At 66.6% G+C, this 12,863-nt stretch carries 9 protein-coding genes; 4 read left to right on the forward strand and 5 right to left on the reverse strand.

Annotation, left to right across the window (positions count from 1 at the left end; all coding sequences use genetic code 11):
- Positions 1-12: 12 nt before the first annotated feature.
- Positions 13-2,772, reverse strand: coding sequence for an Rne/Rng family ribonuclease (locus tag ACO05L_RS08175; protein WP_421728687.1), 2,760 nt, complete (start codon positions 2,770-2,772; stop codon positions 13-15).
- A gap of 572 nt (positions 2,773-3,344) precedes the next feature.
- Here ACO05L_RS08175 and ACO05L_RS08180 point away from each other — a divergent pair.
- The 4 genes from ACO05L_RS08180 (at position 3,345) to prfB (ending at position 9,046) form a co-directional block, all read left to right on the forward strand.
- Positions 3,345-4,526: an N-acetylmuramoyl-L-alanine amidase family protein gene (locus ACO05L_RS08180; protein WP_421728688.1), complete on the forward strand. Its 1,182-nt coding sequence runs from the start codon at positions 3,345-3,347 to the stop codon at positions 4,524-4,526.
- Positions 4,527-4,580: 54 nt separating this feature from the next.
- Positions 4,581-5,315, forward strand: a complete 735-nt coding sequence (locus tag ACO05L_RS08185) for an exonuclease domain-containing protein (RefSeq protein ID WP_421728689.1) — start codon at positions 4,581-4,583, stop codon at positions 5,313-5,315.
- A gap of 101 nt (positions 5,316-5,416) precedes the next feature.
- On the forward strand, positions 5,417-7,807 hold the full coding sequence (locus tag ACO05L_RS08190) for a penicillin-binding protein 1A (protein WP_421731657.1): 2,391 nt from the start codon (positions 5,417-5,419) through the stop codon (positions 7,805-7,807).
- Positions 7,808-7,923: 116 nt separating this feature from the next.
- Positions 7,924-9,046 (forward strand): peptide chain release factor 2 gene (gene prfB / locus ACO05L_RS08195; protein ID WP_421728690.1). Its coding sequence is split into 2 segments (ribosomal slippage): positions 7,924-7,992 and positions 7,994-9,046, totalling 1,122 coding nucleotides; the frame shifts between segments, so codons are not numbered across the junction.
- A 48-nt stretch (positions 9,047-9,094) separates the two neighbouring features.
- On the opposite strand, the gene ACO05L_RS08200 is transcribed toward prfB, so the two are convergent.
- The 4 genes from ACO05L_RS08200 to tyrS all read right to left on the reverse strand — a co-directional run bounded on the left by ACO05L_RS08200 (position 9,095) and on the right by tyrS (position 12,854).
- Entirely contained in the window at positions 9,095-9,658 is a 564-nt protein-coding gene (locus tag ACO05L_RS08200; RefSeq protein WP_421728691.1) for a bactofilin family protein, read from the reverse strand.
- Complete coding sequence (locus ACO05L_RS08205; RefSeq protein WP_421728692.1) at positions 9,642-10,793, reverse strand: peptidoglycan DD-metalloendopeptidase family protein; 1,152 nt, start codon at positions 10,791-10,793, stop codon at positions 9,642-9,644. The genes ACO05L_RS08200 and ACO05L_RS08205 overlap by 17 nt, the downstream gene beginning before the upstream one ends.
- A gap of 183 nt (positions 10,794-10,976) precedes the next feature.
- Entirely contained in the window at positions 10,977-11,441 is a 465-nt protein-coding gene (locus ACO05L_RS08210; RefSeq protein WP_421728693.1) for a peroxiredoxin, read from the reverse strand.
- A 138-nt stretch (positions 11,442-11,579) separates the two neighbouring features.
- On the reverse strand, positions 11,580-12,854 hold the full coding sequence (gene tyrS / locus ACO05L_RS08215) for a tyrosine--tRNA ligase (RefSeq protein WP_421728694.1): 1,275 nt from the start codon (positions 12,852-12,854) through the stop codon (positions 11,580-11,582).
- Positions 12,855-12,863 lie beyond the last annotated feature (9 nt).

Raw genomic sequence — 12,863 nt, forward strand, 5'->3', positions numbered from 1 at the left:
AGTCCTGTCCGATCAACGACGCCACCACCCACGCTTGGGCTTTTCGGGCGGTGCGGCGATCTGCGCCGGATCATCGGCGATGATCGCCGACAGGTCGGCCTCGGGGGCAGGGGTAGGCTTAGGCGCGGCGACCACAGCCGCAGCGGGCTCCGCCGCAGCTTCGGCAATCGCCTCGACCTTCGGCGTGTCCTCCGGCGCGGCGATCAGGGCCTCGACCTCGGCGCGTTCCTCGACGGCCTGGGCAGGCGTCACATCCAGCTCGACGGGCGCTCCGACCGGCTCGACCTCGTTGGGCTCGACGCCTGTGTCCAGGTCCACGGTCGTGGTCGCAGCGGATGCGCTGGCCGGCTTGCGGCGAACGCGACGGCGCTGCGGCTCGGCCGGGATGGCGGGCGCGTCGGCGTCGGCTGTCGAATCCGCGATGACCACGGCCATCGGGGTGTCGGGTGAGCCGTCGGGCGGCATGCCCTCGTTGGTGGCGCGAGCCTCGACCTTCAGGTCATGCGGTTGTGCAGCACGGTCGCCGTTGCGACCGCGGCCGCGACGACGACGGCGCGAACGTCCGCCTTCGCGGTCGCCCGCGATCTCTCCCTCGGGACGTTCGCCGACGATTTCCTCGACATCGCTGGCGGCGCCTTCAGCGCCGACCGGAGCGTCGATACGTTCGGCGCGTTCCGGGCGCTCTCCCCGTTCGGGGCGCGCTTCGGGGTTGATCGGGTCGAACCAGACATAGGGGTCGTCCAGCGACGGGGTGCGGCCACGGACCCAGAAGAAGGCGCTGGAGCCTTCGCCGTCCTCACGCACGCGGCGTCCGCCACGGCGACCGCGACGGCGGCGACGGCCAGCCTCGCTGTCATCGTCATCGTCCGAGGCGGCGACGGTTTCGCCCTCTTCGGCTGCAGCAGGCTCGGCGGTCTCGTCGCGGCGTCCGCCCCGGCGGCGGCCACGGCCACGGTTGCGATCGCGACCGCCGCCGTCGCGCTCGGCGCGTTCGGAGCGTTCGGAGCGTTCACGCGGCTCGTCGTCGTCCGAATCCTCGCGGTCGAGGGCCAGATCGTCGTCGCTCTCGATGATCTCGTCGTCGTCCTCGTCTTCGTCGTCATAGGCGCTGTCGTCGAAGTCGTCGTGCAGGTCGGCCAGCGAGATGGCGGGCACGGTCGAGACGAAGTCCTCGTTGGTCTCCGTGCGCTCGATCGAGTGCTCGTTCTGGGCCAGGGAGTCGTCGATCTGGATGATGACCGACAGGCCGCGCTGTTCCTGCATCCGCTGCAGATACTCGCGCTTGTGGTTCAGGATGTAGAGGGCGACCGTGGTCGAGACGCGCAGGTTGATCGAACCCGCGCCGTTCTTGCCGGCCTCGATGTCGACGGCGCGCAGGGTCATCAGAGCGGCCGATTCGGCAGAGCGGATACGGCCCGCGCCCTGGCAATGCGGACAGACTTCGGTCGCGCCTTCCAGCACGCCGAGGCGGCGACGCTGGCGGCTGATTTCCATCAGGCCGAAGGACGAGATCTTGCCCATCTGGATGCGGGCGCGGTCGTGGCTGAGGGCGTCCTTGACGATCCGCTCGACGGTGCGGTTGTTCTTGGACTCATCCATGTCGATGAAGTCGATGACGACCAGGCCGGCCAGGTCGCGCAGGCGCAGCTGGCGGGCGGCCTCGACGGCGGCTTCACAGTTGGTCTTGAAGGCCGTGGCCTCGACGTTGCGTTCCTTGGTGGCCTTGCCCGAGTTGACGTCGATGGCGACCAGGGCTTCGGTCTGGTTGATCACCAGATAGCCGCCGGACTTCAGCGTCACGACCGGCTGGTGAATGCCGGTCAGGACCTCCTCGATGCCGTTGGCCGCGAACAGGGGCTTGGAGCCCTGGTACAGGTGCACCTTCTTGGCCTGCGAGGGCATCAACACCCGCATGAAGTCGCGCGCTTCCTTGAAGCCCTCGACGCCCTCGACCTGGATGCCGTCGAAATCCTTGTCGAACATGTCGCGCACGGCGCGGCGGACGAGGTTCTCTTCTTCGTAGATCAGGGACGGGGCGTTTGAGGCCAGGGTGGTCTCGCGGATCGTCTCCCACAGGCGCAGCAGGTAGTCGTAGTCGCGGCGGATCTCGGCCTTGGTCCGCTTGGCGCCCGCCGTGCGGATGATCAGGCCCATGCCCTTGGGCACTTCCAGCGAGGCTGCTGCGGCCTTCAGGCGCTTGCGGTCGCTGGCCTGGGTGATCTTGCGCGAAATCCCGCCGCCCTTGCCGGTGTTGGGCATCAGCACGCAGTAGCGGCCGGCCAGCGACAGCCAGGTCGTCAGGGCCGCGCCCTTGGACGAGCGTTCGTCCTTGACCACCTGAACCAGCAGGATCTGGCGACGGCGGATGACGTCCTGGATCTTGTAGCGGCGCATCAGGCGACGCTTCAGGCGTTCTTCCTCGGCCATGCCGCCTTCGGAATCGCCATCGTCCGAGTCGCGGGCGTGTTCGTCGTCGTGATCGTCGTCAGACGCCGCCTCGGCCATTATGGCTTCACGGTCGGCGACCGGGATCTGGTAGTAGTCGGGGTGGATCTCGTTGAAGGCCAGGAAGCCGTGGCGGTTGCCGCCGTACTCGACGAAGGCGGCCTGCAGGCTGGGCTCTACGCGGGTGACCTTGGCGAGATAGATGTTGCCGCGAAGCTGACGCTTGGTTTTCGACTCGAAGTCGAACTCTTCAACCGAGCGTCCGTCCACGATGGCGACGCGCGTTTCTTCTGCGTGCGCTGCATCGATCAGCATTGTCTTTGACATGGAATATTTCTCTCTGGCGCGCTCTGCCGGAGCCTGTGGCCTTGGCCTTCAGGTCGGGGGCGGCTCGCCGAACGGGATGAAGGGCCGGGGCGCGCGTCTTCCCATCGACCGGAGCGTGTCCGGCGACGTTGGCCGTGTCAGGCCGTTTGGGAGCGCAGGCGAAATGGCCCATGGGGTATCGTCGGTCCTGAACCCAAGGGGCTCGCCATCGGGATGGCGGCGTTGCCGGGTCCGGTCTTCGGACCCACGGCGCAAAGGCCGGCGGATCCTCGGATAGGTGAAAGTCACGCCGGCGGGGGATGGTGCGCCTGACCCATGCGGGAGGCGCGATCAGTCCGCGAGCAGATCAAGCATAAGCACTGTGCGGCGGAATGCAAAGGCGAACCTCCGGTTGGCCCCCGCTGCGCCCCTTTCCGACATTATGCACCATCCCGGTAGAAACCCTGGCCGCTTAACCCATTCAAAACGGCCTTCTGTCAGGTTGGCCGCCAATAAGAAGTTTGGTGGGTGCCGTAAGAATGTACGGTCGGTGGTGTTCAAGGCTGTCGCGTTGGGGTCTTCGCGAATGGGCGATGACGTCCATGGCGCTGGTCGTCATGTGCGTCGCCATGTTCGCGGGCGGCCGCGGCCTGGCGGCAGGTTCGGTCGGCGACGTGCTGCGCGTGCGGTTCGGCGGTGACGCGGAACGGACCCGCGTGGTGCTGGACCTGGGCTCCAGCGCGCGTGGCGAGATCGTCGAGTCCGGCTCTGGCGGATCGGTCGTCCTGACTCTGGCCGGCGTGGCGCCGCCGCGCGCCCTGGATGGCGCAGGTTCAGGCTTGGTGCGCGGCTATCGCGTGACCGGAACCGGCACGGCGTCGCGGGTCGAGCTGCAACTGGCCCGCTCCGGCGAGGTCGAGCGTCGCTTCCTCCTTCCTCCGGGCGACGGGGTTCCGAACTACCGGTATGTCATCGACCTGCGCGGCGTCGGACCGGCTCGGGCAGCCAACCGTCAGGCCCAGGCGACTGTTCCTCGCGCCGAAACCCGCCGGACCGAGCGGCCCTTGATCGTCATCGACGCCGGTCATGGCGGTCGCGACGGCGGGGCGCGGGGCGCCAATCATAACGAGAGCGCTCTGACCCTGGCCGCCGCCCTGGCCCTGAAGGCCGAGCTGGAACGCACGGGCCGTTATCGCGTGATGATGACGCGCACGAACGACGCCTATGTCGATCTGTATCAACGCGTGCGCATCGCGCGGAACGCGGACGCGGACCTGTTCATCTCCCTGCACGCTGACGCCGGATCCGACCCCGCCACGCGCGGCGCGTCCGTTTACACCTTGTCCGAACAGGGTGCGAGCCGGGCCGTGCGCGAGGTCACGCGCGGCGACAACTGGCATCGCGATCTGCACCTGCCGGGCCGCGACCCATCGGTGGACCGCATCCTGCTGGACATGACCCAGCGTGCGACCCAGAACCGCTCGGCCCAGTTCGCCCGCGTCCTGCTGAGCCATATCGAGGCCGCGGATCAACCGTTGCTTCGGCGCAGCCATCGCGACGCCGGTCTGGCCGTTCTGCTGGCGCCGGATGTGCCTGCTGTCCTGCTGGAAATGGGCTTCATCACAAATCCCGACGACGAACGCGCCCTGGCCGACGAACGCCGTCGGGGCCGCCTGATGCGCGCGGTCGCCGAAGGCATCGACCGCTATTTCCGCGAACCCTCCGCCCCCCTGCAGATCGCGTCGACGGGCGGCGGCGCGGGCGGCCAGCCTTAGGGCCTCGGCCCTACGGGCTTCGCAAACCCATCCTGCGTCCCTATCTGGCGCAGCATGACGCTATTCGACCCCGCCATGAGAACCGGCTTCAACAGATTGCGGGTCGTTGATCTCGAGACGACCGGGGGCGACCACACGTCGGAGATCATCGAGGTCGGCATCGTCGACGTTGTCCGGGACGGGGAGGGCTGGCGCGCCACGCCGCCCGTGTCGAAGCTGTTTCGGCCGCGTCGCGAAATCTCGTTTCACGCCATGGCCGTGCATCACCTGACGCCCGATCATTTCTGCGACGACGACCCGCACTATGACGAATACGCTCTGCGCGAGATGTTCGCTGAACCCGCCGACGTCATGGTGGCCCACAGCGCACGGTTCGAGCGCGGCTATATCGCCGACACAGCCACCGGCGGCCTGCCGTGGATCTGCACGGTGCGCGCCTCGAAACAGGCCTGGCCCGAGGCTCCGGGGCATTCCAACCAGGTGCTGAGGTACTGGCGCGGCTTTCGGCTGGATCCCGCGATGGCCGATCCGGCGCATAGGGCCGGGCCGGACGCCTGGGTCACGGCCCACATCCTGATGGACCTCTTGAAGGACCACCCGGTCGAGCGTCTGCTGGAATGGACCAACGCCCCGCGCGACCTGGCTCTGGTGCCGTTCGGCAAACACCGACGCAAGCCGTGGTCGGAGGTTCCCGAAGACTACCTGCAATGGATGGCGGCCCAGACCGACATGGATGTCGATGCGGTCACCGCCGCCCGCCGCGAGTTGGATCGGCGAAAAGTCGGCTAGCGTCCTGTCCCGACTAGCCCAGCCCCGCGACACGCTCTAAACCCGGTTTCAGGGTGTTCCCGTCGGAGTGTGTGGTGAAGGTTGCCGAACGCTGGTTCGTGATGGCGGGCATAGGCCTGCTTGGCGCTATTGCGCTGGCCGGGCTGGTGGTCGCCGTCTATGCGGCGTGGCTGTTCCACGACCTGCCGGACGCCTCGGAGCTGGCGGATTATCGTCCGCCGACCGCGACGCGGGTCTATGCCGGCGACGGCACCCTGATCGGCGAGTTCTCGGACGAGCGCCGAATCTACGTTCCCTACGAACAGATCCCCGAGCCGGTCATCCACGCCTTCATGGCCGCCGAGGACAAGAACTTCTTCCAGCACGGCGGCATCGACGTGTCTGGTCTTGGCCGGGCCATGTTCAAGAACGTCTTCAACGTCCTGACCGGCCGCAGGCTGGAAGGCGGATCGACCATCACCCAGCAGGTCGCCAAGAACGTGCTGCTGACCAACGAATCCAGCCTCAGCCGCAAGCTCAAGGAGGCGATCCTTTCCAGCCGCCTGGAAGCGACCCTGTCCAAGGAACAACTGCTCGAGCTGTATCTGAACGAGATCTTCCTGGGCTATCGCTCCTACGGCGTGGCCTCGGCCGCCTATAACTATTTCGGCAAGTCGCTGGGCCAGTTGACGCCGGACGAGGCGGCCTTCCTGGCGGCTCTGCCCAAGGGGCCGAACAATTATCACCCCAAACGCCACCCCGGCGCGGCCAAGGGCCGTCGCGACTGGGTGCTGGGCGAGATGAACCAGAATGGCTGGCTGTCCCAGGCCGATCTCCAGATCGCGCGTGAACGGCCGCTGACGACGCAGGACGCGCCGAAGCGCGCCCAGTATGCCGACGCCGACTTCTTCGTTGAGGAAGCCCGCCGTCAGGCCCGCGCCAATCCGGCCATCGGCGACCAGTTGAACGCCGGCGGCTTCTATATGCGCACCACCCTGGACCCGACGCTTCAGACCGCGGCGCGCGACGCCCTGATGACGGGTCTGGAGAACTATGACCGCCGCCACGGATGGCGCGGGGCCTGGGGCACGACCGATTTCGCCGACGGCTGGCAGGCCGACGCCCTGAAGAAGACCGCGCCGCCGGAACGCCGCGCCTGGCAGGCCGCCGCCGTCACCGCCGTCAGCGGCAACAGCGTCCAGATCGTCACCGCCCGCGACGACCGCACGGGCAGCCTGGTCACGGCCGACGCCGCCTGGGCCAACGCCAATCGTCCGCTGAAGCGGGGCGACCTCATCTTCGTCGAGCCAAAAGCCGGCGCGTTTGCCCTGAAACAAGTGCCTGCCGTCAATGGCGCCCTGGTGGCCATCGAGCCCCAGTCGGGCCGCGTCCTGGCCATGGTCGGCGGCTATTCCTACGCCCTGTCCAGCTTCAACCGAGCGACACAGGCTCAGCGCCAGCCCGGTTCGGCCTTCAAGCCCTTCGTCTATGCGGCGGCCCTGGAAGGCGACTTCACTCCGGCCTCCATCGTGCTGGACGCCCCGATCAGCTTCGCCGGCGGCGCCAATGGCGGTCGCTGGACGCCCGAGAACTACAGCCGTCAGTATTATGGACCCCAGACCCTGCGTCGCGGTCTGGAACTGTCGCGCAACGTCATGACCGTGCGCCTGGCCTCCAGCGTCGGGATGCCCGCCATCGTCGACCTGTCCAAGAAGATGGGCGTCTCCGACACGCTGCAGCCCAATCTGTCGGTGTCGCTGGGCGCTGGCGAGACGACGCCCTATCGCCTGACCGCCGCCTATTCCGCGTTCGTCAACGGCGGGCGGCGGGTCGATCCCTATCTGATCGAAATGGTGCAGGACCGGAACGGCGAAACCATCTATCGCGCCGACAACCGCTCATGCCGCGAGTGCGGTCGGGCCTTCAGCGGCCAGGAGTCGCCGCACCTGCAACCGCGCGGCACCCAGGTCATCGATCCGATCACCGCCTATCAGATCTCGTCCATGCTGGAAGGCGTAGTCCAGCGGGGCACCGCAGCCAGCGCCCGAGGCCTGGGCCGCTGGGTCGGCGGCAAGACCGGCACCACCAACGAATACCGCTCGGCTTGGTTCGTCGGCTTCACCACCGATATCGTCGTCGGCGTCTTCATCGGCTTCGACGACAACCGCTCCCTGGGCGGCGGCGAGGCGGGGGCATCGGCCGCCGTGCCTGTCTTCACCCAGTTCATGCAGACGGCCCTGAAAGAGCGACCCGCTCGCCCATTCGTTCGGCCCCGCAACGCCATCTTCCGCACTGTGCGCGGCATCGAGGAAGCCTTCCGCCCCGGCACCGAGCGGCAGCGCGAAGAAGAACTGGCCCCGGCGCCTACACTCAACGTCGGACCCCAGAACTACAACGATGTGATCCGCCAGGAGCTGGAGGCCACGACGCCGGGCCTGAACACCGCGCCAGCCCAACCTCAGGCCCCGCCGCCTTCGCGTCCTCCGGCTGAGGACTTGAGCGGGCTGTATTGACGCTCTAGTTAAGACCCATCGAACGGCGCGTCCTCGTGGCGCGCCGTTTCATTTTTTGTCCCGCCAGGTCGAGCCCTTATGCGCTCGCAGGGACGTTGGTATCGCAGGAGTTCGCGATGAGACCGGATGTCGAGGCCATGAAGGCCGACATCGAGCAGAGCGTCGCTCTGCTCAGGAGGCGTCTTTGACTGGGATGTCGCAATCCGAAAGCTCGATGAGCTGAACGCACGGGTCGAAGACCCGACGCTGTGGGACAAGCCCGACGAGGCCCAGGCCGTGAGCCGGGACCGCTCGCGCCTCGAAGCCCAGATCAATACCGTCAAGGCCATGGAATCCGAGCTCGAGGACGGCGTCATGCTGGCCGAGATGGCGGACGAAGAAGGCGACGAGGCCGCGCTGGAAGACGCACGCGCGTCGCTGAAAGCCATCAAGGACCGCGCCGCCCGCGCCGAGCTGGAAGCCCTGCTGTCCGGCGAAGCCGACGGCAACGACGCCTATCTCGAAGTGAACTCCGGCGCCGGCGGCACCGAGAGCTGCGACTGGGCCGGGATGCTGCTGCGGATGTATTCGCGCTGGGCCAAGGCTCACGGCTACGAGGTCCAGATCGAGGCCTCCGAAGAAGGCGATCAGGCCGGCATCAAGAACGCCACCATCCTGGTCACCGGGCCCAACGCCTATGGCTGGCTGAAATCGGAATCAGGCGTGCACCGCCTTGTCCGCATCAGTCCCTATGACGCAGCCGCCAAGCGGCATACCTCGTTCGCCTCGGTCGGGGTTTCGCCGGTTGTGGACGATACCATCGAGATCGACATCAACCCCTCGGACGTGCGCACCGACACCTACCGCGCCTCGGGTTCGGGCGGTCAGCACATCAACAAGACCGACTCGGCCGTGCGTTTGACCCACATCCCGACCAATACGGTCGTGGCCTGTCAGGCGGGACGTTCGCAACACCAGAACCGCGAGATGGCCTGGAAGATGCTGCGCGGGCGTCTGTACGAGCTGGAACTGCAGAAGCGCGAGGCGGCGGCGCAGGCCATGGCCGACGCCAAGACCGACATCGGCTGGGGTCACCAGATCCGGTCCTACGTCCTGCAGCCCTATCAGATGGTCAAGGACCTGCGCACCGAGGTCGAGACCTCGGATACGGCGGGGGTGCTGGACGGCGATCTGGACGCCTTCATGGGGGCGGCCCTGGCCCAGCGGGTCGGCGAAACGCGCGGATCAACGGTGGAATAGAAAAAGGCCCCGGATTGCTCCGGGGCCTTTTGTCTGTGCCGATGAAATCTAGAGCGACTTCATGTCGATCACCTGGGCCTCGGGCTCAGGCGCGCGGGCAGGAGCGGGCTGAGGCGGAGGCGTAACCGCCGCCGGGGCCTCGCGTCGGCTTTGAAGGACTCGGCCCTGGAAATAGGCGCCGATGTCGATCGACAGCTGTTCGGCGGTGATGTCGCCGTCGACATAGGCGGTCGAGACCAGCTTGACCTGTTTGCCGGTCACGGCGCCGACCACACGGCCGCGCACTTCCAGATAATCGGCGCTGACGCCGCCCTCGATAGCGCCGGTCTCACCGACGATCAGGCGGCCGACGCGGACATCGCCCTTGATCGAACCGTCGACCTGAAGATCGCCGGAGCCCGAGATGGTCCCTTCGAACTGAAGATCGGCCGACAGGGTCGACAGGCCGCGTGACGACGGGCTGGGCGACGAGGGGCTGGGCGATGCCGAAGCGGCATGGCTGGCCTGGGCCGTCCGGCCGGGCGACGGCAGGTCGGGCAGGGGCGGAATGGGAGTCGCTGACGGACGGGGGGCGGCGCCCGGCGTAAGGGGGCGGCTAGTTTTGTTGAACAAGTTGGTCTCCTGCTCTGAGGAAGCGGGCGGGATTCTGGGGGCGACCATCCACCCACACCTCGTAGTGCAGATGAACGCCCGTGGAGCGTCCTGTATTTCCCATGGCGCCGATCCGCTGGCCAAGCGCGATCTGCTGGCCGGATTGGACAGCCATGGAGTTCAGGTGGGCGAAACGGGTCTTGAAGCCGTGGCCATGGTCTATCTCAATGGTATTGCCATACCCTGAACGGACGCCGGTGAAAGACACCGTGCCCGGCGCAGTCGCATAGATGGGCGTATTCAGGGGGGCGGCGAAGTCCTGGCCCTGATGCAGGGCAGGGCGGCCATTGAACGGATCGAAGCGGACGCCGAAGCCGGATGTCGTGCGGGATTGGGTCGGGCGGTCGAACGGGACGCCCTCGGCCACGTCGGCCAGGTTTCTCATCTCGTTCAGATGATCGGCGGCGTGGCGGATGCGGACGGCGAAGGATTCATCCACATCCAGAATGGCGGCCAGCGCCTTGGGATCGCGCGCCTCGACCAGCGGCCCGCCCAGGCTCATGCCTCGCACCGAATAGGCGGCGGGATTCAGCCCGGCCAGGCGGAAGGCCAGGCGCAGGCGCTCGGCCCGGGTCTGGGCGAAGGCGTCGGCGCGGGCGATCAGCCGTTCCTGATCCAGGCGGATGGCCATGATCCGCTGGATCGGGCTGGCGCTGTGCGGGTTAAGCCCTGTGGCGGGCTTCAGTGCGGCCTCGGCCCCGTCGATGCCGTGGAACATGGAGACCACGCCGGTCAGGGCCGCATGGCGACGCTCGACCATCTGGGCCATCTCGTCCAGCGAGCCATTGGTCGCCGACATCCGCACCACGGCGGTCTCCAACCGGGCCTGCAGGTCGGCGTTGATCCGCTCCGACGCGGCGCGCGCCCGCACCACGTCGGAATCCGCGCGGTGGCGCATGACCATGTCGAAGACGAAACCGCCCGAGGCGATCAGGCACCAGCCGGCGACGAGGACGGCGACGCAGGCGGCCGTCACCTGACGGCCGGGCGTCAGCACATAGCCGCGCACCTCGCCGTGCGATCGAAGGTAGAGTTGACGCTCAGGGAACCAGCGGTCGAAAAAAGGGCGACGCCCGTTCTCGTTCTCATTCGACATTTGAACACGCCCCCACGTCCAGAGGGCACTATCCGAGACCTGGGGGAATTACGCAATCCCGTTCACGTCTTGTTAATCATGATTGCAGACGCCTTCGCCCAGAACGAATCTTGGCGTGGTTAATCTTCGCGCCTCAGGCGTAATATACGGCAAAGTGTTTGCTTGGCCGGCCGCAGTAGTCGCTCAGACACCGGACAGAGCGCCCAGCACGGCCTGAGCATGACCCTTGACCGACACCTTGCGCCAGACGCGAACGACCTGACCCGCGCCGTCGATCAGGAAGGTAGCCCGCTCGACGCCCATATAGACCCGGCCATACAGCTGCTTCTCGACCCAGACGCCGTAGGCTTCGGTCACGACGCCGTCCTCGTCCGAGGCCAGGACGACGCCCAGTTCGCGTTTGGCCTTGAACCGATCCAGCTTCTTCACCGGATCGCGCGAGACGCCGATGACCACGGCGCCGGCTGCCGCGAACTGCTCAGCCAGGGCGGTGAAGTCCTGACCCTCGGTCGTGCAGCCGGGCGTATCGGCCTTGGGATAGAAATAGAGCACGACCGTCTTGCCCTTCAGGCCGTCAAGCGACACCCGCCCCCCGCCGTCAGTGGCCATGTCGAACGCAGGGGCTTTCATGCCGGCTTCGATGGTCATTCCAAATCTCCGCTCATCCCGGCGGACGCCGGGACCCAGTTCTTTCGTCAGAGCACTCTGGATCAGCAGCGCAATTGGTCGTCACCAGTCGTCGCCCAAAACACTGGGTCCCGGCGTCCGCCGGGATGAGCGGATGGGTTAAACGGGGCGGACCAGCTTTGAAGTCTTTTTGCCCTTCTGGACCAGGAACGCGCCGTGCACGGGATCGACGTCGCCGGGACTGTAGAACTCCGCAGCTGTCGCGATCTTCCCGTTGATCCTTATTTCGCCATTCGCAATCGACTTGTTGGCATCCTTGAACGACGAGATGCCGGCTGCCTTTACCAGAGCGGCGGCCGACTGCTTCTCGAAGCCCTGATCGCCTCCCCAGATGAAATCGATGACTTCAATGGGCTGAACCTCACCTTTTTCAAACTGCGATTCTGACCGCGCTCGCGCCGTCGCCGCAGCCTCGGCCCCGTGCAGCAGGGTGGTCGCCGCATCTGCTAGGGCCTTTTTGGCATCGTTGATCGCAGCGCCTTCCAGCGCCTCGAAGCCTGCGACCTCATCCAGCGACAGGTCGGTGAACAGCTTCATGAAGCGGCCCACATCGGCGTCCTCGGCGTTGCGCCAGAACTGCCAGTAGTCATAGGGGCTGAGCTGCTCTGCGTTCAGCCAGACGGCGCCCTGGGCTGTCTTGCCCATCTTGCCGCCCGAGGCCGTGGTCAGCAGGGGGGTGGTCAGGCCGAAGGCGGACTTCTGGTCCACGCGCCGCACCAGGTCGACGCCTGAGACGATATTGCCCCACTGGTCCGACCCGCCCATCTGCAGGGTGACGTTCTGGCGCCGGTTCAGCTCCAGGAAGTCCACCGACTGCATCAGCATGTAGTTGAACTCGAGGAAGGTCATCGGCTGCTCGCGTTCCAGCCGCAGCTTGACCGAGTCGAAGGCCAGCATCCGGTTGACGGTGAAATGCGTGCCGTAGTCGCGCAGGAACTGGATGTAGCCATAACCCGACAGCCAGTCGTCGTTGTCGATCATGATGGCGTCGGTCGGCCCGTCGCCGAAGGCCAGGAACTTCTCGAACACCGTCTTGATCGAGGCGATGTTGGACTGGATCGTCTCGTCCGTCAGGTGTGGGCGCGAGGCGTCCTTGCCGGTCGGATCGCCGACCTTGGTCGTGCCGCCGCCCATGATGACGACGGGACGCCCGCCGGCCTGCTGGAGGCGGCGCAGCATCATGATCTGGATCAGGGATCCGACGTGCAGGCTGGGCGCGGTGGCGTCGAACCCGATGTAGCCCGAGACCACGCCGCTCTTTGCCGCCGCATCCAGCTCGGCCGGATGGGTGATCTGGTGGATATATCCCCGCGCCTGCAGCGTCTTGAGGAAGTCGGACTGGAAGGCGGTCGGGTTTTCAGAGGTCTCGGTCATGGCGGTTCC

Origin of the sequence: Brevundimonas sp., assembly GCF_965227765.1 — a bacterium.
GTDB lineage: Bacteria > Pseudomonadota > Alphaproteobacteria > Caulobacterales > Caulobacteraceae > Brevundimonas.